Genomic DNA, 23,308 nt, shown 5'->3' with positions numbered 1-23,308 from the left:
CATTTTTTAGGAAACGTCATGGATTCCAATCACTTTGCTCGCGTTAAACAGCCCAAAATCTCCGACATCATCATGAAAGAACTCGAAAGCATGATTGTAGAAGGCAGTTTTACCGCTGGGCAAAAACTACCACCAGAAAGGGAATTGGCGGCGCGTTTTGAAGTGTCTCGACCTTCGCTGCGGGAAGCCATTCAAAAGCTGATCGCCCGCGGTGTGTTATTCAGTCGTCATGGCGGCGGAACCTATGTGTCGGAACAACTCGGCAGCTCCTTTGCCGACCCGCTACAAGATTTGCTCAGCTCGCACGATGAGTTTTTATACGATCAATTGGAATTTCGCGATGCGTTAGAAAGTCTCGCCGCTTATTACGCCGCGTTACGTAGTACAGACGCCGACAAAACCAAACTCACGCACTGCTTTAATCAGCTAGTAGAAGCCAACCAAAATAAAGCTTTCGCCTTAGAAGCCAAGCTCGATGTGGAGTTTCATATGACCATCGCGGAAGCAGCGCACAATGTGGTCTTGCTACACACACTCCGCAGCCTGCACGCCATGTTGGCAAAAAGTATTTCAAGCAACCTTAGGAACCTATTTGAGAAACACGCCGCCCGACAGCGCGTGATGGAACAACACACGACTCTTTATCAAGCCATCATGGCGGGCAATGCGGACGCGGCTCGAACAGCAGCACATATGCATTTGGTGTTTGTAGAAGACAACTTATTGAAAATGCGCCAAGAGGAAACACGAATCCAGCGCTCGCTACGCAGAAACGAGCACCAGAATCCGTTTTGAACGATCTTTGGAAAATTACTTTTCTGTACTCTTCAGGTCAGTGATATCCAAAGCATCACTCAATGCGGCTTTCATTACATCGATAGAAGGCGTTTTACCTGTCCAATATTCGAAGGCGATCACGCCTTGCTGGACGAGCATACCCAAGCCATTTACCGTCGTGCAGCCCTTAGATTTCGCAGTTTGGATCAGTCGAGTTTCAGGTGGATTAAAAATCCCATCTGCAACTACCATGCTTGATTTAATCGATTCTGTGTCTATATCTAGCTCTGCATCCACGTTAGGAAACAAGCCAATAGAGGTCACATTGATCACTAAATCTGCCTCTGCGGGAATCTGATATTGCTGTGTCCAAGCATGGTATTCCGCATCAGCAGGCGTGTTCTCGGCAACTAAGCTAGCAAGCTCTTGACCACGTTCTTGGTTACGATTCACTATGATTATGTGCGCGACGCCGGCTAAGGCAAGCTCCACTGCCACCGCTCGTGCCGCGCCACCCGCACCGAACAAGACCACACGTTTATTGGCCAGTGCTAAGCTGGATTTAACCGATTCGACAAAGCCACGACCATCGGTATTTTCACCAATCAACTTGCCATCACGGTTCACCACGGTATTCACCGCACCAATGATGCGAGCCGACTCGCCTAAGTCATCAAGGTGAGCAATAACGGACACTTTATGAGGAATAGAGCAGTTAAAGCCGCGCCAGTTCATGGCTTTCGCCCCTAATACGGCGTTTTTTAGATCATCTGGCTGGATCTCACAGTTAATATAACGCCAATCCAGACCCAAATTCTGGTACGCAGCTTCCATCATCACGCCAGTCGGGTTCTCTAACGCTGGCGTGGCAAAAGAACCGGTTAACTCGCTTAAAAAATGCTTCGACATATTGAATTCTCTCCATGTTTGGTGGCTTTAAAAAAGAACACGTCATGCATGGTAACAAACCCAGTCACCAAAAAAATTTCAATTGTTAACAGAAGCCTTTACACGAGGTAATAGTCTTTAAGCATTCGCGAACCACACGCCTTTTTTCATGTTTTGCAGGTAACACCAATAAAGGGTAATGGCTCTGGCGATAAACAGCATGGCTTGGCTAAACCATAAACCATGGTTACCAAGGTCTTGGGTGATAAACCATACAGGGAAGAACACACCAACCACACAAATAATCATGGTGTTTTGCATTTGTTTTACGCTGGTAGTGCCGATGAAAATGCCATCCAGCATAAAAGACCAAATACCCAACAAAGGAAAGAAAATAAGCCAAGGTAGGTACAGAGCAGCATCGTCTCGAACGCTTTGCACGCTGGTCAGTAAGGCAATGATTTGATTACCAAAAAGCCAAAATATCAGCATCAAAACAACCGCAGCGAGCAGCGCCCAATAGGTCGATAGCTGAATCACTTTTTTAAAATTGGCTTTGTCTTTACGACCATAATATTCGCCACACAAGGCTTCTACCGAAAAAGCAAAGCCATCCAAGGCGTTAGATATAATCATCAAAAACGTCAGCAAAACCGCGTTGGCGGCCAGAATCGAATCCCCTTGGCGCGCGCCTTGAGCAGTAAAAAACAACATCACCAACAACAAGAGAATCGTGCGCACAAACAGATAGCGGTTTACTTTGACCAAGGCCGTGTATTCGCGCCATTTTGCCAACACACTGAATGGCACATGGCCCGAAAAGCCTTTTAGCTTATGCCAAGCCAACACAGCCGCTACCGTCACGCCGATATAATGCGCCGCCACCGTTGCCCACGCCACGCCGTCACTCGCCATGCCCAAGCCATATACCGCGAAATAATCGAGAATCATGTTGGCGACATTGATCACCAACAACATCCACAACGGCCCTTTGGAATATTGCACGCCAAAGAACCACCCCATTAAGGCGTAACCCGCCAACACAGCTGGCGCGCTGAAAATCCGCGCTTCACAATACAATCGCGCCCAAGGCTCCACTTCAGCGCTGGGCGCCATCAGGGTAATCGCCAAATCAATTAAGGGCGCTCGAAATAGAATCAGCATCAAGCCGATAAACACGCCCATCAAAATCGATTGCAGCAGCAATTCACGCACGCGTCTGTCATCGCCTTGTCCAAGCGCTTGCGCGGTTAATCCGGTTGAACCCATGCGCAAAAAACCAAACGCCCAAAATAGAAAACTAAAAATACTCGCGCCAATCGCCACCGCAGCCAAATGCGTTGCCGTTCCCAAATGCCCAACCACCGCCGTATCGACCAAGCCAAGCAGCGGCGTGGTGATATTCGACACCATCGGCGGCCACGCCATACGCCAAATTTTTTGATTTAATACCGCATTAGCACGATACGAGTGAAAAATAGCACTGGGGGATAACTTTGACACACGAGTCTCACTTGTGGATATTTCAAAATCTGTGGATAAAAAATAATCAAAATTGGAAAACCGGAACGCGCCGATCTGTGGAAAATAATAACATTTATTCACATTTAGAGGCGGTTTTTACTGATTTTGTGCATTAACGGATCAAAAACTGGCTACTATCAGGTATGGTTCTCGTTTAGCGCGGACTTACCCACAAAAATAGACACCATCAATCCGATCAAATTCACTGTTTCTAATATGGGATAAGTGGTGCTTTTTTCCACAATCAGGCGCACATCGTCGTAAAACTTTGCTAAACTCGCGTTTATTTTTATCTCTCGGAGAAGCCCAATGCCAAAGCAATTTAAACCCTATCTGGAAGGTTTAGCCGTCGGCTGCGTCTTTATCAGCATCACGATGTTATTTGAAATTCCGCTGTATATGAGTTTCATCATTGGCGCTTTAGCGGCGCTTGGCGGTTATCGCAACTCGATCAAAATGGATCAAGAAAAAGCCGCGAAAAAAGCACAAAATCAACCAAACGAAAACAAACAAGACGCCAAATAAAATGACTCACTCTCACCCACCTGTTTATGGCGAAGGCGACGCGACATTACAAGCTGTTGGCGGTTTAACTGGCTTGCAAACCTTGGTCGAAACCTTTTACCGAATCATGCAAAACACAGCAGAGTTTCGCCCCTTGTTTGATATGCACCCAAACAATATTGAGCTAACCATTGATAAACTGGTGTCGTTTTTATCCGGCTGGATGGGGGGTGAAAAACTGTTCTCGCAAAAATATGGCCCAATCAGCTTACCGCAAGCTCATGCCCACTTAATCGTCACCGAAAAAGAAAAAGCCATGTGGCTAAACTGCATGGCAGCGGCACTGGACGAACTAAATTATCCTGAAGAGTTGAAAGCCTATTTGCTACCTCAACTTGCCTTTCCTGCCGAGCGAATTCGACAGGTGAGCGCGGCGAGACACCAATAAATTATTCCCAACGCGACTTGTAATCAAAGCAAATGACATTCTTCCTCGAAACTATCGCCTACCTCGTATGAATGTCATTTTGCTTTGCTTTAAATAATGTCATTCTGGTGTCTTTAAATGCGTACTTCCTTGGCGACGACAATTCCCAAGCGTTTTGCCAAGCGCGCTAGGTTGGCGCGGTCCATAGACAACTGCTGCGCGGCTTTGGTCCAGTTACCTTGATTGGTTTCCAATGCTTTACGGATTAAGTCTCGTTGGTAAGCTTCTGTTTCTAAACGCAAATCGATTGATTTTTGATTATCCAAGGCTAACGGCGATGTGTCGTGTTTCTGTTTCTTTTCTTGAACACTACTGTCTATCTGTAATCCAGTTAAGTGTGCCGATGAAATAACGGTAATCCCTGTTGCATTATCCGCTTTAGCGCTTTCTGCCTTAGAACTCTCGGCTTTTGAGCTCTCGGCCTTAGAAAATAGTGCCGCACGGGAAATAACGTGCTCTAGCTCGCGCACATTGCCAGGCCAATGATAAGCCTCTAATAAGTTGATAGCTGACGCAGACAAGGTCAGTTGCTGAAGTCCCAATTTACGGCAAAAGCGTTCAGCAAAAAAACCTGCCAAGAGCGGAATATCGCCTTGTCGGTCTCGTAGCGGCGGTACATGAATAGGGAAAACGCTGAGGCGATGGAAGAGGTCAGCACGAAAACGATTTTCGGCGACTTCGGTTTCTAAATGTCGGTTGGTGGCGGCTATGATACGCACGTTTACCTTGCGAATTTGATCTTTGCCGACGGCTTGAATTTCTTGGTTCTGAATCGCCCTTAACAAGGTACCTTGTACTTCTAACGGCAGCTCACCAATTTCATCGAGCAGCAAGGTTCCACCATCGGCCAATAAAAACTTGCCGTCTCTGTCTCGATTCGCGCCAGTAAAGGCGCCTTTGACGTGTCCAAAAAGCTCACTTTCAATCAGATGATAAGGAATGGCTGCGCAGTTCACATACACCATAGGCGCATCAGAACGAGAAGAGTGCTCGTGCAGCGCTCGAGCCACCAATTCTTTGCCCACGCCGGTTTCGCCTTCGATCAAGATGGCAAAGTCCGATGGCGCCACCAGATTGATCGATTGTTTGAGATCTTGCATGGCCTTACTTTGGCCGATCATTTCATGACTTTGCTCACTTATGACCTTTAAAACATGCTGTGCATGTTGCGACTTGCTTTCTAATTGCTCCATCAAAATCGCGGTATTTAGCGTCATGGCGGCCATGGTGCCGATGATTTCCAACGCGCGCGCGTCAATATCGTCAAACACACCCGGCATGATGCTGTCGAGCGTGACAATGCCAATCAATTTGCCTTCCAAATACAGTGGTACGCCCATACAGGAATGCACCGGTAGATTTTCGTCATGGCCTAACACCATGCCATCGTAAGGGTCAGGGAGATCGGAATCAGCAGGAAAGCGCACCGGATAATGACCGCTACTGATGGCTTTCAAACGCGGGTGTTCATCAATAATAAATCGCCGTCCCATCAGGTCTTCCGTTAAGCCACGTTGAGCCATGGGGATTAACACACCATCATGATTGACCAACAAAACAACCGCATCGCAGTTAATCGTTGCGCGCACGGCATACACTAATTGTTCGAAGCGATTGGGTTGCGTCACCGCACTGGCAAGGTCGAGGGCAAAGCTCAGCAAGGCATTATTAGAAACCTGATTCATGGTAATCGGCTCATAGGGAGAGATTTGTTTTATGTCAATTTGACTCAAAGATACCATATAGACTTTTTTATTAGCGAGTCTTATCGACTCTTTTATTTGAAGAAAAACCTTAAAACATTGATTTTATTAATTATTTTAAGTTGGCACGCGTTTCGCTATAGAAGAGACAATAAGACTTTATTCACTCGCTTAAAAAGGAAACAAACATGTTATCTCAACAACATATAGACACAGTGAAAGCAACTATTCCTCTGCTTGCGTCTGCTGGCACCGCCATTACCGAGCATTTTTACCAGCGCATGTTTTCTCATAATCCAGAACTAAAAGACGTGTTCAACATGACGCACCAAAGAACAGGTGGTCAACCTGCCGCCTTGTTCAACGCCATCGCTGCCTACGCCACGCACATCGATAACCTAGAAGTGCTGACCAGTGCGGTGATGCGTATTGCTCATAAGCACACCAGCTTTAATATCCAACCAAATCAATACGATATCGTTGGCCATCACCTGATTGAAACCTTACGCGAACTGGCACCAGACGCTTTTACCCAAGACGTAGAAGAAGCATGGGGAGCCGCTTATGGCCAATTAGCAGGCATCTTCATCAAGGTCGAAGGCGATCTTTATGCAGAACGCGCCGCGCAACTGGGTGGCTGGAAAGATTTCCGTCGCTTCCGTGTGGCGTCTAAAACACCAGAGTCCGATTTAGTGACCAGCTTTGTGTTTGAACCAGTCGATGGCGGCGCGGTAATCGACTACCAACCCGGCCAATATTTGGGCGTTAAGTTACACCCAAAAGGCAATGAGTTCGATGAGATACGTCAATACTCTCTATCAACCACGCCAAATGGCAAAAACTACCGCATCAGCGTAAAACGCGAAGGCGCGGGCGACATTGCAGGCGTTATGTCGAATTACCTACATGATCACTTAAACGTGGGCGATGAAGTTGACGCTATGCCACCCGCAGGCGACTTCGTTTTCCAAGACAAGCAAACGCCCGTGGTACTGATTTCTGGCGGTGTTGGCTTAACGCCCATGCAAGCCATATTAAATACCCTTGCTAAGCAGCAATATCGCCAACCAGTAAGCTATTTGCACGCTTGTGCCCAGCCAAGTCAGCATTCGTTCAAAGACCACGTAAACAGCCTAAAAGACCAATTGAATTTGTCTGTCCACACTTGGTACGAGCAAGCAGACAGCGCAGAAGAGGGCGTATCAAACGGCATGATGCAGCTAGAAGCCATCAAAGACAGCTTACCGCTGACCAATGGTGAGTTTTATCTATGCGGCCCCGTTGGCTTCATGATGTTCGTTAAACAGCAATTGTTAACCCTTGGCGTAGAAGCCGACCGCATTCACTACGAACTATTCGGCCCACATCAAGACGTGTGATAGTTAACCCCTCCCTAACCCCGCTGAGCTGGGCTTAGTACCTTCCCCTTGTGTCTTCCAAGGGGAAGGTGGAGGATGGGGTTACCCCCCGTAGGTCAGATGAGACGAGGCACAAGACACATATAAAAATCTGATAAATATCGCCTAACAACATATCAGTCATTACCCTAACAATGTAAAAATGACAGGGCAACTAACAATAGATCAATGCAGGAGCCCAAAATGGTTAGCACGGTTACTGGAATGCATCCGCCCGCACAAGAAATAGCTCGGCTACAAGATCTTTTCGCCAAACAACAATCGGCCTTTCATTGCCATTCTATGCCAAGCGCCGCTTCTCGAATTGACCAACTGCGTGCACTAAAAGTCGCGTTAATCCACCATCAAGACGCCATTATTCATGCTGTAAACGAAGACTTTAGCTGTCGAGCCAAAGACGAAACCCTGATCACTGAAATCATGATGACGGTTCAATCACTGAACTATATGATCAAAAATATACACCGATGGATGCGTCCGTCACGCCGTCGTGTCAGTCTGTTGTTTACCCCATCATCTAACCAAGTCATCTACCAACCGCTAGGTGTCGTTGGCATTATGGTGCCATGGAATTACCCCATTCAGCTCGCCATTGTTCCCTTAGCAACCGCTATTGCTGCGGGCAATCGCGCCATGATCAAAATGTCGGAATTTACCCCCGCGACAAACTCGGTAATCAAAAAATTGCTTGCGGACGTGTTCGACGAAGAATCCGTTGCCGTTATAGAGGGTGAAGTTGAAGTATCGAGCGCGTTTTCAGAAACCCCGTGGAATCATTTGATCTTCACCGGATCGACCGCTGTCGGTAAACACGTCATGTCTGCAGCGGCAAAAAACCTTACCCCCGTCACGCTTGAACTCGGCGGCAAATCGCCCGCTATTATCGCACCGGGAGCGGATCTACATGATGCGGTTGACCGCATCTGCTTTGGTAAATCAGTCAACGCAGGGCAAACCTGTATTTCACCTGATTATGTTTTACTACCGAAAGGAGCCGAAAAAGAGTTTATTGATAAATACCGCCAAGCTTTCACTCAGATGTACCCTTCTTTGCGCGACAACAGCAGCTATACGGCGATCATTAATGACCGCCAATACGAACGCTTAGCGGGCTGGCTACTAGAGGCAGAAGACAAAGGCGCGAAAATCACCCAGATCAACCCTGCACATGAAGATTTTGCCGGAACACGCAAAATGCCGCCACATATTATCGAAGAGGGAACCGACAGCATGACAATCATGCAAGAAGAATTGTTTGGTCCGATTTTGCCAATCGTGCCTTACCAGTCCCTTGATGATGCCATCCACTACATTAATAATAGGGAACGCCCCCTCGCGTTATACCTGTTTAGCGGAGATAAAGTGCAACAAGAGCATGTGTTAAAACAGACTCATTCAGGAGGAGTCTCCATCAACGACACACTGATGCACATTGCTCAAGATGATATGCCATTTGGCGGTATCGGCCCTTCTGGCATGGGACATTACCATGGTAAAGAAGGGTTCTTAACATTATCAAAAGCAAAATCAGTACACCGTAAAGGGCGCTTTAATATCGGTAAAATTATTTATCCGCCCTATGGCACAGCATGGCACAAACTGATTTACAAAATTTTTATCCGTTAATTGTATCCTGATGACTTGCCTCACCATTTACACAGGCCAATCACATCGACTAGATCGCTTATCATTGAGGGCAAAACCAAATGACATTTGATTACATTATCGTTGGTGCAGGTGCGGCCGGTTGTGTATTAGCCAATCGTCTATCGGAAGACCCAAACAATAAAGTCTGCCTGATTGAAGCGGGCCCAACCGACAACAGCCTTTTTATTAAAGTGCCCGCCGGTATTATTGTCATGATGCGTTCGCTTAGCCGTAATTGGCGCTATTGGACTGAACCACAAAAAGCGCTTAACAACCGCAAAGTTTACATCCCACGTGGACGAACGTTAGGCGGCTCATCGGCGGTCAATGCCATGTGTTATACCCGCGGCCATCAATGGGATTTTGATCATTGGGAATCGTTAGGCAATAAAGGTTGGGGCTACCATGACGTATTGCCTATTTTTAAGCGTAGCGAGCACTACGAAGCCGGCGAGAATGAATTTCATGGCGTCGGTGGTCCGTTAAACATTGCCGATTTGCAATCGCCATTAGACGTTAGCAAAGCGTTTGTCGACGCGGGCATTGAAGCCGGTTACTCAGCAACTGACGATTTAAACACCGCCACCCCAGAAGGCGTCAGTTTATTCAAAGTATTCCAGAAAAATGGCGAACGCTTTAGTGCCGCTCGTGGCTATCTTCATCCCATCGTAAACCGTCCCAATCTCACGGTTATGACCGGCGTCACCGTTAATAAGGTTGTGTTTGCTGGCAAACGTGCGACCGGTGTTGAAATCGCTAAGACGCGCAAGACGAAAGAAACACTCGAAGGTACCGAAATTATTTTATCGGGTGGCGCAATTAACTCACCGAAACTCCTAAAATTATCAGGTGTTGGCCCGAGAGATGAGTTAGAAAAACATGGCATTGCTGTGCTACATGAACTACCTGGCGTTGGCGAGAATCTACAAGATCACCCCGATGTTTTAATTGTGCACAAAAGTAAGCGCCGGGACACCATAGCCATCACACCAAAAATGATCTGCATAAATGGCCCTGCTGCCTTATATCATTATATTTTTAAACGAACGGGGATTTTAACGTCTAACGTCGCAGAATCCGGCGGATTTATTAAATCACGCCCGGAAGAAAACATCCCCGATATTCAGTTGCACATGAGTTGCGTACGTTTGGATAATCATGGCCTTAATTTAGCCTTCACTCTTGGCTATGGTTACTCGGGCCATGCCTGTGTGCTACGGCCTAAAAGTCGGGGTACCCTAACGTTACGAGATGCCAATCCAAACAGCCCCCCACTGATTGACCCCAATTTACTAAGCCATCCTGATGATTTAGAGCGCATGGTTCGTGGCGTGAAAGCAGTCCGTACTATATTTGCTCAAAAAGCATTGGAATCATGGCGCGGCGATGAAATATTCCCAAGGGAAAGCGTGCAAAGCGACGAAGAAATCAGAGCCTTTATTCGTCAAAAAGCGGACAACATTTACCACCCCGTAGGCACCTGTAAAATGGGCCATGATGATATGGCAGTGGTTGACGACACACTTAAAGTACACGGCCTTGAAGGGCTGCGCGTTGTCGATGCGTCTATCATGCCAACCTTGATCGGGGGGAATACAACCGCGGTCACCATCATGATCGCCGAAAAAGGCGCAGATATGATGCTAATGCAGTCATAAACACCATGCTGATAACCCGACTTCAATTTTAATCACTGTTTGGCATTATTCAGCACGCTAATAACCGCCAAGTGTGCCTGTCAAAAATTGCTTTGGAGCCGATAAAAGGGCCATAAGACAAGATTAAAAGATTAATGCGAAAAGTAACTCAAGGCACTAAGTTTGCTTAAACGGCAACAACGCATGGGTGTCTTCTTGATGTACTCACACTCTATTTTGAGATTCAACTTTAGAGGTTTTCGCCATGATATGAAAACTTCAAACATCAGTTAAATAATAGGTCTAGCCCCATGCGGCCGATTAAAAAAACCAGCAATATTAAGAACAAAATTCGAATGAATCCGCTACCAAAACGTAGAGCAAGGAAAACGCCAACAAATGCACCGAGAATATTGCAGACAGCAATAATAGCGCCCACCTGCCACAGCACATTTCCAGTGGGTATGAAAAACAACAGTGCTGCGGTGAATGTTCCCATGTTAATAAGCTTGGCTGAGGCTGATGCATTCAAAAAATCAAAGCCAAAGCCTCTTACAAATAAAAATATTAAGAAACTTCCGCTTAAAAATTTCCAGCCCCATTATTTGCCTAATGAACAATGGTACAAACCATCTGCAACAGCTAACAACAAGCTACCAGACTCCAAACTAACCCAGCATGGTCAACCAAACCATCGAACACGTAAAAAACGCCACAGGCCGTCACTTAGGAGAAGGGTAGAACAGAGAAGGAACAAGGGACGAAATGCCCCTAGTGTTTGCTATAGAGTTTGACTAGTTGTTTTTCTTCTTGATCCATCATTTGCTGACGCATTGTGTAGAGCTCTTCCATGTTAGGTCTATTTTGTAGTTTCATTTTATTTGCCATATTTAAGACTTGAAGCCCATGTTTTTCATCAGCACCATATGCAGTTATTAGCTTTAAATATTTTTGCTGAAATACGTCATAGGCATTATCGAGTTTTTGGTATATTACTACTTCATCAACATTGTCTTTGTTATCTAAATACTCAGTACTGGCTAGCTCTACCATAATCTTAGTTAGTTGACGCCTAGCTTCAAAATACTCTTCTATAGTGCGTGTTCTATCTTGTTCTTTAAGCTGTTTTTTCCATGAGCTTGCTGTCTTGAGTGCCACAACCAAAAGCCCCATTGTGCCAACACCAGCCAGCATTCCACCTATGTCAGCAAAAGTGAGTTTGGTTTGATAGATAGGTATGAAGTACAAAGCAGCTGCTAATAAGCCAATTGCAAAACCAGTAATAATTAGCAATAAAGCCATTACAGAGTAAGTTAGAAGTGCTTCAATTTTTTTGAGCATGGTGTCGTCCATGAATAAATGATTGATCTCGCTACTTTACCCTAGAGTTCGTCATTCTTGAAATCCCGCCTCATTTCTGGTTGCAAAACTGGAGATTAATATCCTAAAAAAAATAAATGAAATATCTGAATTTTCAGTTGTTTTTTTCAGTTGTTTCACTTATTATCTGTGTTACTGGTGTCGAATCCAGTAACACAATTTGCAGCATCGTTGGATGCCTCTAGAACCAAGATAATTGGTAATTAAAGCTCTATCTAAGGGCGAAACTTAGCCAGCTAAAACCTATGTTGGTATAAAATAGTGGATCTTTGTTATTAGTTATCAAAGATTTAGTAAAAATTATAACCCTCTAAGACGTTTGAGAATTCCTAGCTTCGGCTTGCTTCGATAATGCTAAGAGGAAGGAGTTATTAATGAATAAGACACGTTTACATGTTGAACCGGATGTTAGCGCAATAATGAGAGCGCAACAGTATCTAACACAGCACCAAGCGGATCTAGACAAGTTAAAAATTGATGTGCTTCTAAAAAATGGCCAAAAAGCCGAATTTGAAGTGCCAACACTAACCCTTGAAGTACTTGTTCAGGCGTTAAGTCAATTGGCTAAAAATGGGGAAAGTGAAAACTTTGAAGTGCAACAGGTTGATCCAAATAAAATGGTTAGTCCGGCTATTGCAGCGAAATACCTTGGAATGTCACGACCAAAAGTAACCGGTTATATTTTGGCTGGGCAAATTCCATCTATGAAGGTAGGCACTCATCACCGTGTAAAAATGGCGGATGTGATGTTATTCAGAGAAAAGCTTTCTAACGCGAAAATGTCGCGTGATGAAACCCTTAGTTTAATTGCTAACTTTGAACAGGAGTCAGATTTTATGTAAGGAAATACCATGAGTGATAAAGTTTTATTGGATGCGAATGTCTTGTATTCACAGCCATTGAGAATGATGCTTCTCAATTTAGCCAATTTAGATGAGTGTTCAGTTCAATTGTTTTGGACAGATAAGATAGATGCGGAATGGACTGGTGCTTTAAATCGCAATCACCCTGAAGGCAAAGAAAGCGTTATCAGCCAAGTTAAATCTATTAAGACGTCCTTTTTTGACTGTTATGTCTTAGATTACGAGCCATTAATAGAGCTGCTTGAGCTTCCTGATCCAAATGATCGCCATGTACTCGCCGCTGCTATAAAGACGGGTTGTAACATTATTGCGACAGATAACATTAAACATTTTCCAGCAAAATTATTGGCTGAGTATGGCATTAGAACGATGACAAGAGACGAATTGATGTGTTTCTTGTTCACTAATGAGAAAGATAATGTCATGCAAGCTTTAGATAATTTTGCTCGTGTACACAAAGATCCAAAGCTTACAGTCGAAGACTTACTAATAAAGCTTGAACGTTCAGTTCCAAGTTTTACTCACTTAGTAAGGGAGTCGTGACTTAAATAAAATCCTGTATTGCTTAAAAAATACCACCTTCGGGTGGTTTTTTTGTGCCTGAACAAAACATTTTTCACACATCAAGACGTGTGATCTTTAACTCTTCCCCTTGGAAGACAAAAGGGGAGGGGGTTACTAAGTTTCTTGCTTAAACGGCAACAACGCATGGGTGTCTTGATGGTACTCACGCACGGCTTGGGCTTCTTCTTCGCAGAAGTTGCCAATGGCGTCGCGGAAGCCGTCATGGGCGATGTAGTGGACGCTGTGGCTGAATACCGGTTCAAATCCACGGGCGATTTTGTGTTCCCCTTGGGTGCCAGGGTCAAAGTGCTGTAAGCCTTTTTCGAGGCAAAATTCGATGCCTTGGTAATAGCAGACTTCGAAGTGCAGGCAATCCACTTCTTCCATACAGCCCCAATAACGGCCATACAAGGAATGATGGTCAAAGAAACACCAAGACGCGGCAATAGGCTCGTCGTCCCGAAAGGCTTGTACCAAGAGGATTTGATCGCCCATGGTCTCGGCCAGTTGCCTAAAGAACTCTCGGGTTAAATAGCCTTGTTGTCCGCGTTTGGCGTAGGTGGATTGGTAACACAGATAAAAGAAATCGATGTCGGCCGAGGTCAAATCGCTACCTAGGGTTCGAGTCAGTTTGATGCCTTCTTTGGCAACCTTTTCTCGTTCCTTACGGGCGGTTTTGCGTTTGCGGCTAGAGAAGTGTGAGAAGTAATCGTCCATGTCTTTGTAGCCACGGTTGAACCAATGGAACTGACAGGAGATTCGCTGTAGCAGATCTTTGCTTGGCGCGAATAGTGCGACATGTTCTGGCTTGGCAAATAACAGATGCCAGCTTGAAAAGCCTCGCTCTTGGTTGGCTTGGGTCATGATGTCGGCAAGCGCTGGGTACAGATGCGAGAACGCTACGTCATCGCCGTTTGGATCAAGATGAGAAAAAAGCCGCACACCGGTTACAGGCGAAAAGGGAATCGCCCAAATGCGCTTAGGAAAGTAACGCATACCGTAACGCTGATAGGCATCGGCCCACGACCAATCAAAGACAAATTCGCCTTGGGAATGGGTTTTCAAATAGGTTGGGGCGATGGCCAGTGGACTGTCATCATCGTCCATCACCAATAAGTATTCAGGGTACCAACCCGTGCCATCACCAATACTGTGGCTTTGCTCTAACGCCTGATGAAAAGCAAATTGCGCGAAGGGATAACGGGTCTCGCCAATAGCCGCTTGCCATTTGGCTTCGCCTATTTGATCAACTGAGTTGAACCACTGCGCTTTCATACCACTTTCCTTTCTATTGCTTATTGCAAAGACTGTTTGGCTTACATCTGTTGGCGCATGTCATCCACTAGGCTGGCGGTTTCGGGTCGTACTTGTCGCCATAAATAAAATGCCTCGGCCGCTTGGCCGACCAACATACCAAGGCCATCCGCGCCATCGGCACCGCGTTCATGGGCCCACTGTAAAAATACCGTGCGGTCTTTGCCGTACATCATGTCGTAGCACCATGTTTCAGCATTCACTAAGGCGTCTTTTAAGGGTGGCAAGCTGCCCGACAAGCTCGCCGACGTGCCGTTGATGATAATATCAAACGGGCCTTCTAAGTCTTCGAAAGACGAAGCGAGGCAATCAAATTGGTCCGCCAAGGCGTGTGCTTTTTCAAGAGTACGATTAGCGATGGTAACAGATTCTGGATTCTCGGCTAAAATAGGTTCAAGCACACCACGCACCGCGCCACCCGCCCCTAAAATAAGAATGCTTTTAGCGGTTAAGCTCTGGCCATGGTTTTTAATAATGTCACGAACCATGCCGACGCCGTCGGTATTATCGCCGAACAGGTCGCCATTTTTGCCCATCATCAAGGTATTTACCGCCCCCGCTTGCTTGGCGCGTTGGCTGAGAATATCGCACATGGCAAACGCGCGCTCTTTGAAAGGCACGGTTATATTTAAACCTTTTCCATCTTTTTCAAAAAAGTCTCGCACTTGGTTTTCAAATTCGACCTCATCTCCGAGTAAGGTCGAATAAACCAAATCCTGCCCCGTTTGCTGAGCAAAATAGGCATGAATACTGGGGGATTTGCTGTGAGCAATCGGGTTTCCAACAACGGCGTATTGATCCAAAATATGTCCTTTCATGTTAAACAACTAAACCCAAAGCCAATCTTTTGACGTGAGATAATACTCGGTTAACTTGGCCTCTTCACTGTCGGCATCAACCTGATATTCATAGGTCCAGCGCACTTCTGGTGGTAACGACATCAAGATAGATTCCGTACGGCCCAAACCACTTTGTAGACCAAAATGCGTGCCTCGGTCGAACACCAAGTTAAACTCCACGTAGCGGCCACGACGGTGCAATTGGAAGTCCCGTTGTTGCTCATTGAACTCATGGTCTTTACGACGCTCTAGAATCGGCAAATAGGCTTTTGTGTAAGCATCACCAACCGCTCGCATCATGGCAAAACAATGCTCGAAGCTGCCTTCGTTGAAATCATCAAAAAACAAACCACCAATACCGCGAGGCTCACCACGGTGTTTTAAATAGAAATATTCGTCACACCATTTTTTGAAACGAGCGTAATAACCTTCGCCAAACGGCTCCACCGCATCGTACGCGGTTTGATGCCAATGGATACAGTCTTGATCAAAACCGTAATAAGGTGTCAGATCAAAACCGCCACCAAACCACCAAACAGGCTCCATGCCATCTTTATAAACGATAAACAAACGCACATTGGCATGAGAGGTTGGAGCAAAAGGGTTATTTGGGTGAATCACCAAGGACACGCCCATGGCTTCAAAACGACCACCCGCCAGCTCTGGACGGTCGACCGTTGCGGAAGGCGGGAGCTTGTCGCCCATCACATGAGAGAAGTTCACGCCGCCTTTTTCAATCACCTCACCAGCCGCGATAACACGCGAACGTCCACCGCCGCCATTGGGTCTATCCCAAGCGTCTTCTTTGAAACGAGCGCTTGGTTCGACGCTTTCTAATGTAGAGCAAATATGGTCTTGAAGGGACAGGAGATAATCTTTAACCGCCTGAACATCAAGACGGGTGACCGTGGCCGGTGCGCTTACTGACATGAAATGCTCCATCGTGTCTTTTATTAAAAAATCAGCTTAAAAAATCGTAAAAAAAACAGTTTTATAAAAAACGTAAAAAATGGCTAAAGAAGAGCCTAGCTAAATAGTTACCCAAGTTTAGCACTGAAAAGAGCCCCATCGCGACGCAACTTGTTCATTACGGTTATCGTTAATAAAGACGCGAACCATCGGGACGGGTGCGAAGCAAATTCAGTACCCACATATATTGCTCAGGATGTTTGGCAATCATCGCCTCAAGAGCTTGGTTCATCATCAGCGCGTCGGTCTCTTCATTACCGCTTGGGAAGTTTTCTAAAGGCGGAGAAATAAACAACTCATATCGGCCCAATTCAGCATTATAGGCAGGCAACATGGGCACTACTTTCGCGTCGGCCAAGCAGGCCAAGCGCCCCAAGCCTTTCATGGTGGCTTTGTTAGAGGCAAAAAAAGGCGTAAAAACAGAATGCTGAGCACCCAAGTCTTCGTCCGGCAAGTAATACCCTAAATAACCTTCTTTGATTGACGTCATAAAAGGCTTAATACCGGCGCTACGCAAATACACGCGAGCGCCATAACGCACTCGTTGGCAATGAATCAACCAATTAAAGATAGGATTTTTCTGGATACGGATCATGGCCACGGTTTTATGACCTTTTGCCGTCAACATCACCCCAGCGTAATCAATCGCCCAACAATGCGGCACCAAGGCAATCACATTCTGATCGCTTTCTAGCAAGGGAAATAAATGCTCTTCGCCAAAAATCACACAGCGATTTTCACAATGACGTTTACTACGCACAATCAACTCACCATAGGCAATAAAGTACTGCGCGGCGGTCTGAAAGCTTTGTTTGAGCAGCGCTTCGCGTTCTTGCGACGACTTTTCAGGAAAGCATTGCGCCAAATTAATCCGTGCTCTTTTTAAGGCACCACTTTTGGTATGCAACAAACGACAAGCTATCCAACTTGCTAACTTATCGCGCCAACGCAACGGGAAAAAGGCAATCGCCAGCACCCCCGCAACACCCAACCAAGTTAACCAAAACCGAGGATGAAGAAATCGCCATTGAAAAGTAGGATTGTATAAATGCTTATCAGCAGATCTCATTTGGCAACATTTCGCATAAATTGTGGATGTTTGATGATACAGCAATCCTCCAACAGCTGAAAATACAATTGTGTTGCTTTATTTCAACCACTTAGCTGACGCCATGTAGACAAAGCACGATCAAAAAAGTCGGGCTGATTCGTACCTTGTACTAGAATCGATGCACCATGTAGGCAAGCGAGTAACTGGCTGGCCTGCACCAAGGCAGACTCGCCCTCAGTGTAACCTAGGCGCACAAAGATCTGAGCGAGCCAATTTAGCTTTAACTGATAAAACCCCGCAAGTTCTCTGCCAACCGACTCAGGCAATAGCCTTTTATCGGATGCCAGTACAGTACATATACTCATATTTTTCTGATCGACGATCTTGGCTTTAAAACCATCGATAAAGCCCTTTAATAAGCGTTTAGGGTCCAGCACGTTATCATTGGGATCAGGCAATAATTGCGAAAATAATTCGGTATAACGCGCCATGACCGCTGCGACTAAGTCTTCTTTGGTCGGATAGTGATAGTGAACACTTGCACTCTTAATACCAACCGCTTCAGCAAGATCACGAAAACTGAACGCATTGTAGCCGCCTTGCACAATAAAGCCTTCGGCAGCGTCTAAGAGTTTGGTTTTAGTATCGTTTTTATCAGCCATCTTTGATCTATCTCATCATTTCATCTATCTAGTGATAGGTATTCTATTGACCAAGCTTAAATACTCAAGCTATATTGCACCTATCTAGTGATAGGTAGAAATACTTATTCATTCACTAAACAGTCTGAGGAGAACAATGATATGTACGATCTAGTGGTGTTAGGCAGTGGCCCTGGCGGATATGCGGCGGCATTTCGAGCGGCAGATTTGGGTTTAAAGGTGGCCATGATAGAACGTCATAATACATTGGGTGGTGTTTGTCTTAATGTTGGCTGCATTCCGTCCAAAGCGTTATTGCATGTGGCGGGGAAAATATTGATGGCAGAAGAGCCCGCTCATGGCGTGCAATTTGCCAAGCCAACCATCGACCTTGAAGCCATCCGCCATCACAGACAATCCACTGTCGACACATTAACTGGCGGCCTTACCATGATGGCCAAGGGGCGAAAAGTCACCGTGCTGCATGGGGAAGGGAAGTTTGACTCAGTCAATTCAATAACTGTCTCAAAAGCAGGTTCAGAAGAAAAAGTAGCATTCAAAAACGCCATTATTGCCGTCGGTTCACGCGCCATTAAATTGCCGTTTGTGCCTTATGACGATCCGCGCATTTTAGACTCCACCAGCGCCTTGCAACTCGAACGTATTCCAGAACATTTATTGGTGCTTGGCGGTGGCATCATTGGTCTTGAAATGGCCACCGTTTACCAGTCGCTAGGCGCAAAAATTACCGTGGCGGAATTGGGCGAGCAAATCATGACCGGCGCAGACAAAGACCTTGTTAGTGTCTTCGAGCAAGTAAACAAAGACCGCATGAGCTTTTTAATCAAAACCCAAGTCACCAACATAGAAGCCACACCAGAAGCGCTAAATGTCACCCTAAAAGACAAAGACGGCGAACGCCAGCTCGCGGTGGATGCCGTACTGGTTGCGGTAGGCCGCTCGCCGAATGGCAAAACCGCTGGTATTGCCAACATTGGCGTCACATTAGACGAACGTGGTTTTGTATTGACCAATGAACAATGCAGAACATCTGTACCCAATATATATGCCATTGGCGACGTCACTCACGGCCCCATGCTGGCACACAAAGCATCCCATCAAGGCCATACCGCCGCTGAAGTCATTGCTGGTCACAAAGTCGATTTTCAGCCCCTTGCCATTCCATCGATTGCTTACACTTATCCAGAAGTCGCTTGGGTGGGCTTAACCGAAACCGAAGCGAAAAAGCAGGGCATCCCTGTTAAAACCGCTGTTTTTCCATGGACTGCAAGCGGACGCGCCATTGCTTCTGGTGTCACCCAAGGCAAAACCAAACTCATCTATGATGAAGCCACAGAACGCGTCTTGGGTGCTGGCATCGTTGGTTCTCATGCAGGAGAATTACTCGGTGAACTAACCCTAGCCATCGAGTTCGGTGCTACATTGGAAGACATCGCCTTAACCATCCACGCCCACCCAAGCCTACACGAATCCGTCGGCTTAGCGGCGGAACTCGGTGCAGGAACGATCACCGACTTGCCGAACAAGAAAGCAAAGAAAGCTTAATGATTACAGAGCTCTTTACGTGAGCAACCTATGGTTGTTCACGTACAATTTATTGATTTATATTGTTTTTTGTAGGTCGTGGCTTTAGCCCGACAAGACGGAATGTGTTATGAGGAGTTTTTTGTCGGCATAAATGCGCGACGACCTACAAGATCAACGGAAGTGGTTTAGCAACACCCGCCTTCTCGGGAATGCGAGAACATTTTCTTATGATGAAAAACAATAACCAGGAAGCCCGAGATCAACTTACATAAACAATATGCTGTTCGTCATCATAACTAAAATTCAGGTCAATCTGGATTTGGCTTGCTTCAATATGCAGCTTCGAAACCAGATCAAAAGTACCTTTTTCGGCTTTTTCCGCTAAGATTTTTAACTGCTTTTCCAACATGACCCACGCCACGCCATCCCTTGCTTCATCGATTCCAACAAGTTCGATGGAATGCGTCCTCAACCAAGCAAAATACGCCAATGAATTCGTTTTAATATCCACTACATCACCAGCGTCTGAGACTTCATAACGTAGCCCGCATTGGGAAAGCTGCTGCGTTAAATAGGCTTTCCACTGCTGCATAAACTGATCGAAATAGGGCAAACACATTCTCTCCAACCGAACCACGTTAATCCTTTCTAACTTATAAAATCATTTTGCAGCTTGATTAAAGGCATTATGGCTGTATGAAATACTCTAACCGCTCTTTCATATCCTCAGTAAACCAATCTCGATCTCGCGGAGGAATTATAGAGGATGATATTTGAGTTTCTTGTAATAAATCATTCTCAGTTCCGTACACACGGTTTTCTCTTACCAACGCATCTCTAGCAGTAGATTTGTTTTTAATAACTTTTTCCAGTAAACCATCATTCAAGTTGTGCATAGTTGGAAAACTTTTTGACTTAATACTATTTATCTTTGTATCCCTAAAACTCATTTTTTCAGTATTTTCGCGAATAAAAAAGCAATACCTACGGATATACCAAACTAGCTCATCCAACTTTTCTAAATCTTCATATGTAGTATCTGACCATTGTGAAAGATAACGATTAGCGCCACCAAACTTAGCTAGTTTGTTTAAATATAATTCCCCCCACTCAGGAAGAGAGTATTCTAAGTAACCAATTTCTTTGACTTTACTATTTAATGCAATCAAGTCATGCCCAAAAGTCTTACCTCCATTTCCATTTGAGTTTGGTTCTTTTTTCCAACGAGCGGTATTGCCATTATAAAGCAGTATTGCCTTCAAGTATTTTTCAACTGCCTGTTGAGCTGACCATAAAAACTGTTGCTGAAACCCCATAAAATAACTAGATCTAGCTGAAATATAATCTTGATCCGCCTGTGACCTAAAAATATCTTGAGCGCAAGCATTCAATGCTATCTGAAAATTAAACTCATCATTCATGCTAAGTCCTTAATGGTTTTTCGATGCCTTTCAACGTCTATACATTAACATTATTATTTTCAATGCATAAAACACGCTTCTATCGTACTGCTACTTACCTACTCAAGTCTTCATAATTTAACTTTACACCATTGACTACTTTTTGCTCTAGGTATATTTTGGATACAAAATACATTTTAACCAATGGTTAGCAAGTTCCTTCAACTTCTTAAAAAAGGTATCGAATGATGAGCAATGACGTTTTTGATGTAAGTGTTTTTAACGGCATCATGCCGGCGTTGATGACGCCTTGTAAGGCGGATCGCACGCCAGATTTTGATAACTTGGTGAAGAAGGGCAAGGAAATGATGGCGGCAGGGATGTCGGCGGTGGTGTATTGCGGTTCCATGGGAGATTGGCCTTTGTTGACGGATGCGGAACGCATGGAAGGCGTGGAGCGTTTGGTTAACGCAGGCATTCCTGTGGTGGTCGGCACTGGGGCGATTAATACCAAATCGGCGGTGGCGTTGGCAGCACACGCCGAAAAAATCGGTGCAGCGGGTTTGATGGTGATTCCTCGCGTACTGTCTCGTGGCTCGGTAATCGCGGCGCAGAAGCATCATTTCAAGGCGATTTTAGCCGCGGCGCCTTCCACTCCAGCGATTATCTACAACAGCCCTGTGTATGGTTTTGAAACCCGTGCGGATTTATTTTTTGCATTGCGAGCGGAGCACAAAAATCTGGTGGGGTTTAAAGAGTTTGGTAGCAAAGAAGCCTTGCGCTATGCCGCGGAAAATATCACCTCCCAAGACGATGATGTGTTGCTGATGGTGGGTGTGGATACAGCGGTCTACCACGGTTTTGTCAAATGCGGCGCAGTGGGTGCCATCACGGGTATTGGCACAGCATTGCCGAAAGAAGTTTTGTTGCTCGCCAATCTCTGTCGATTGGCTGCGAAGGGCAACGCCGAAGCACGCGTTCGCGCGCAAGAGTTAGAAGAAGCCTTTTCTGTCTTAGCGAGCTTCGACGAAGGGCCTGATCTGGTATTGTTCTTCAAATATTTGCTTGTTTTAAACGGCGAAGAAGCGTATCGATTACACTTTAACGAAACAGACGAGCTAAATGCCGCGCAACGTCATTATTGTGAAGAGCAATATGCACTTTTCAAAGACTGGTTCGCGGATTGGAAAAAGCAAGGTGGAGTAATAGATTCGTGCAAGTAATCGACAGTCATACGGAAGGTGAACCCACTCGCGTTATTGTGTCTGGCGGGCCAGATTTGGGTTCTGGTTCGTTAGCGGAACGCGCCAAGATATTAGCCACAGAGCACCAGGATTTTTATCGTTCTGTGGTGTCCGAGCCTTACGGGCAAGAAGCCATGGTCGGCGTGATGCTGGTCGAACCGGTCGATCCAACCTGCGTCGCTGGGGTGATTTATTTTGACGCGGCGGCGGTTATTGGTATGTGTGGTCATGGCACGATTGGCGTCGCGGCCACGCTGGCTCACATGGGTAAAATTGATATTGGTACGCACAAAATCGAAACGCCCGTCGGTGTGGTTGAAGTCACCTTGTCTGATGCGAATACTGTGACGGTGAAAAACGTTGCCAGCCGCCGTTTACAGAAAGACGTTCGCCTTGAAATCGATGGTGTGGGTACAGTTTTTGGTGATGTGGCTTATGGTGGAAATTGGTTCTTTATCGTCGATAAAAGCCCTGTTCCTGTGATTCCCAGCAACATTCGCACTCTAACGGAAGTCGCTATCAAGTTACGCGATGCCATTGAAGAGAAAAAATTAACAGGGTCAGAGGGCGGCATCATTGATCACGTTGTTTTGTATGGGCCAGCTTTGAACAAAAACGGCCACAGCCGCAACTTCGTTTTATGCCCTGACAATGCTTATGATCGCTCACCTTGCGGTACGGGAAGCTCGGCTCGCTTGGCTTGCCTCGCGGCGGATAATCGTCTTGCGCCGGGCGAAGAGATCATTCAAGAAAGCACCATTGGCAGCCACTATCGTTTGAGCTATCAGCCTGCGACAGGCGATACGATTATCCCTAACATTACCGGACAGGCGTTTGTTACTAAGGAAGCTACTTTAATCATGAACCCTAACGACCCATTAAAAAACGGCATTAGGCTCTCTTAATAGGG

The 23,308-nt window shown here is 45.8% G+C and carries 22 protein-coding genes and 1 pseudogene; 11 read left to right on the top strand and 12 right to left on the bottom strand.

Annotated features, from left to right (window positions below; translation table 11 throughout):
* The first annotated feature begins 18 nt into the window (after positions 1 to 18).
* On the top strand, positions 19 to 795 hold the full coding sequence (locus J8N69_RS08355) for an FCD domain-containing protein (protein WP_168823589.1): 777 nt from the start codon (positions 19 to 21) through the stop codon (positions 793 to 795).
* Positions 796 to 810: 15 nt separating this feature from the next.
* Here J8N69_RS08355 and aroE (J8N69_RS08350) read toward each other — a convergent pair whose 3' ends face one another.
* Both aroE (J8N69_RS08350) and J8N69_RS08345 read right to left on the bottom strand, forming a co-directional pair.
* The gene (gene aroE / locus J8N69_RS08350; RefSeq protein WP_168823591.1) at positions 811 to 1,686 is read right to left on the bottom strand and encodes a shikimate dehydrogenase; all 876 of its coding nucleotides are present in this window, start codon (positions 1,684 to 1,686) and stop codon (positions 811 to 813) included.
* Positions 1,687 to 1,803: 117 nt separating this feature from the next.
* Complete coding sequence (locus J8N69_RS08345; RefSeq protein ID WP_168823982.1) at positions 1,804 to 3,093, bottom strand: MATE family efflux transporter; 1,290 nt, start codon at positions 3,091 to 3,093, stop codon at positions 1,804 to 1,806.
* A 405-nt stretch (positions 3,094 to 3,498) separates the two neighbouring features.
* Between J8N69_RS08345 and J8N69_RS08340 the strand changes: the two genes are divergently transcribed.
* Together J8N69_RS08340 and J8N69_RS08335 are read left to right on the top strand one after the other, a co-directional pair.
* Complete coding sequence (locus J8N69_RS08340) at positions 3,499 to 3,714, top strand: hypothetical protein (protein ID WP_168823592.1); 216 nt, start codon at positions 3,499 to 3,501, stop codon at positions 3,712 to 3,714.
* Position 3,715: 1 nt separating this feature from the next.
* Positions 3,716 to 4,141 (top strand): group II truncated hemoglobin, encoded by a 426-nt coding sequence (locus J8N69_RS08335; protein WP_168823594.1) that lies wholly within the window; start codon positions 3,716 to 3,718, stop codon positions 4,139 to 4,141.
* Positions 4,142 to 4,254: 113 nt separating this feature from the next.
* Here J8N69_RS08335 and norR read toward each other — a convergent pair whose 3' ends face one another.
* Entirely contained in the window at positions 4,255 to 5,922 is a 1,668-nt protein-coding gene (gene norR / locus J8N69_RS08330; protein WP_211084908.1) for a nitric oxide reductase transcriptional regulator NorR, read from the bottom strand.
* A 149-nt stretch (positions 5,923 to 6,071) separates the two neighbouring features.
* Between norR and hmpA the strand changes: the two genes are divergently transcribed.
* The 3 genes from hmpA to J8N69_RS08315 all read left to right on the top strand — a co-directional run bounded on the left by hmpA (position 6,072) and on the right by J8N69_RS08315 (position 10,606).
* The gene (hmpA, locus tag J8N69_RS08325; protein WP_168823596.1) at positions 6,072 to 7,262 is read left to right on the top strand and encodes an NO-inducible flavohemoprotein; all 1,191 of its coding nucleotides are present in this window, start codon (positions 6,072 to 6,074) and stop codon (positions 7,260 to 7,262) included.
* A gap of 222 nt (positions 7,263 to 7,484) precedes the next feature.
* The gene (locus tag J8N69_RS08320) at positions 7,485 to 8,927 is read left to right on the top strand and encodes a coniferyl aldehyde dehydrogenase (protein ID WP_168823598.1); all 1,443 of its coding nucleotides are present in this window, start codon (positions 7,485 to 7,487) and stop codon (positions 8,925 to 8,927) included.
* 80 nt (positions 8,928 to 9,007) lie between these two features.
* Positions 9,008 to 10,606 (top strand): GMC family oxidoreductase, encoded by a 1,599-nt coding sequence (locus J8N69_RS08315; protein WP_168823600.1) that lies wholly within the window; start codon positions 9,008 to 9,010, stop codon positions 10,604 to 10,606.
* Between the two features lie 265 nt (positions 10,607 to 10,871).
* On the opposite strand, the pseudogene J8N69_RS17180 reads toward J8N69_RS08315, so the two are convergent.
* Together J8N69_RS17180 and J8N69_RS08305 are read right to left on the bottom strand one after the other, a co-directional pair.
* Positions 10,872 to 11,156: pseudogene (locus J8N69_RS17180) on the bottom strand (TSUP family transporter); the annotation flags it as partial.
* A gap of 200 nt (positions 11,157 to 11,356) precedes the next feature.
* Positions 11,357 to 11,926: a hypothetical protein gene (locus tag J8N69_RS08305; RefSeq protein WP_168823601.1), complete on the bottom strand. Its 570-nt coding sequence runs from the start codon at positions 11,924 to 11,926 to the stop codon at positions 11,357 to 11,359.
* Between the two features lie 413 nt (positions 11,927 to 12,339).
* Between J8N69_RS08305 and J8N69_RS08300 the strand changes: the two genes are divergently transcribed.
* Positions 12,340 to 12,807, top strand: a complete 468-nt coding sequence (locus J8N69_RS08300) for a helix-turn-helix domain-containing protein (RefSeq protein ID WP_168823603.1) — start codon at positions 12,340 to 12,342, stop codon at positions 12,805 to 12,807.
* Positions 12,808 to 12,816: 9 nt separating this feature from the next.
* Complete coding sequence (locus J8N69_RS08295; protein WP_168823605.1) at positions 12,817 to 13,371, top strand: PIN domain-containing protein; 555 nt, start codon at positions 12,817 to 12,819, stop codon at positions 13,369 to 13,371.
* Positions 13,372 to 13,506: 135 nt separating this feature from the next.
* On the opposite strand, the gene J8N69_RS08290 is transcribed toward J8N69_RS08295, so the two are convergent.
* The 5 genes from J8N69_RS08290 to J8N69_RS08270 all read right to left on the bottom strand — a co-directional run bounded on the left by J8N69_RS08290 (position 13,507) and on the right by J8N69_RS08270 (position 18,227).
* The gene (locus J8N69_RS08290) at positions 13,507 to 14,667 is read right to left on the bottom strand and encodes a GNAT family N-acetyltransferase (RefSeq protein ID WP_168823607.1); all 1,161 of its coding nucleotides are present in this window, start codon (positions 14,665 to 14,667) and stop codon (positions 13,507 to 13,509) included.
* A 41-nt stretch (positions 14,668 to 14,708) separates the two neighbouring features.
* Positions 14,709 to 15,524 (bottom strand): shikimate dehydrogenase, encoded by an 816-nt coding sequence (gene aroE, locus J8N69_RS08285; protein ID WP_227804013.1) that lies wholly within the window; start codon positions 15,522 to 15,524, stop codon positions 14,709 to 14,711.
* Positions 15,525 to 15,533: 9 nt separating this feature from the next.
* Complete coding sequence (gene hemF, locus J8N69_RS08280) at positions 15,534 to 16,475, bottom strand: oxygen-dependent coproporphyrinogen oxidase (protein WP_168823609.1); 942 nt, start codon at positions 16,473 to 16,475, stop codon at positions 15,534 to 15,536.
* A gap of 169 nt (positions 16,476 to 16,644) precedes the next feature.
* Positions 16,645 to 17,583, bottom strand: a complete 939-nt coding sequence (lpxM, locus tag J8N69_RS08275; RefSeq protein WP_168823611.1) for a lauroyl-Kdo(2)-lipid IV(A) myristoyltransferase — start codon at positions 17,581 to 17,583, stop codon at positions 16,645 to 16,647.
* Positions 17,584 to 17,666: 83 nt separating this feature from the next.
* Positions 17,667 to 18,227, bottom strand: a complete 561-nt coding sequence (locus tag J8N69_RS08270; protein WP_168823613.1) for a TetR/AcrR family transcriptional regulator — start codon at positions 18,225 to 18,227, stop codon at positions 17,667 to 17,669.
* Between the two features lie 141 nt (positions 18,228 to 18,368).
* On the opposite strand from J8N69_RS08270, the gene lpdA reads away from it, so the two are divergent.
* A complete protein-coding gene (gene lpdA / locus J8N69_RS08265; RefSeq protein ID WP_168823615.1) occupies positions 18,369 to 19,772 on the top strand; it encodes a dihydrolipoyl dehydrogenase in 1,404 nt (467 codons plus the stop codon).
* Between the two features lie 241 nt (positions 19,773 to 20,013).
* On the opposite strand, the gene J8N69_RS08260 is transcribed toward lpdA, so the two are convergent.
* Both J8N69_RS08260 and J8N69_RS08255 read right to left on the bottom strand, forming a co-directional pair.
* Positions 20,014 to 20,373, bottom strand: a complete 360-nt coding sequence (locus J8N69_RS08260) for a hypothetical protein (RefSeq protein WP_227804029.1) — start codon at positions 20,371 to 20,373, stop codon at positions 20,014 to 20,016.
* Between the two features lie 67 nt (positions 20,374 to 20,440).
* Complete coding sequence (locus J8N69_RS08255; protein WP_168823619.1) at positions 20,441 to 21,175, bottom strand: HEPN domain-containing protein; 735 nt, start codon at positions 21,173 to 21,175, stop codon at positions 20,441 to 20,443.
* A 227-nt stretch (positions 21,176 to 21,402) separates the two neighbouring features.
* Between J8N69_RS08255 and J8N69_RS08250 the strand changes: the two genes are divergently transcribed.
* Both J8N69_RS08250 and J8N69_RS08245 read left to right on the top strand, forming a co-directional pair.
* Positions 21,403 to 22,377 (top strand): dihydrodipicolinate synthase family protein, encoded by a 975-nt coding sequence (locus tag J8N69_RS08250; RefSeq protein ID WP_168823621.1) that lies wholly within the window; start codon positions 21,403 to 21,405, stop codon positions 22,375 to 22,377.
* Positions 22,368 to 23,303, top strand: a complete 936-nt coding sequence (locus tag J8N69_RS08245) for a 4-hydroxyproline epimerase (protein ID WP_168823623.1) — start codon at positions 22,368 to 22,370, stop codon at positions 23,301 to 23,303. The genes J8N69_RS08250 and J8N69_RS08245 overlap by 10 nt, the downstream gene beginning before the upstream one ends.
* Positions 23,304 to 23,308: the final 5 nt, after the last annotated feature.

The sequence above is a fragment of the Marinomonas profundi genome, from assembly GCF_020694005.1.
Lineage (GTDB): Bacteria > Pseudomonadota > Gammaproteobacteria > Pseudomonadales > Marinomonadaceae > Marinomonas > Marinomonas profundi.
Note: the sequence above shows the minus strand (reverse complement) of the source record. Positions and strands in the feature narration are given on the sequence as shown.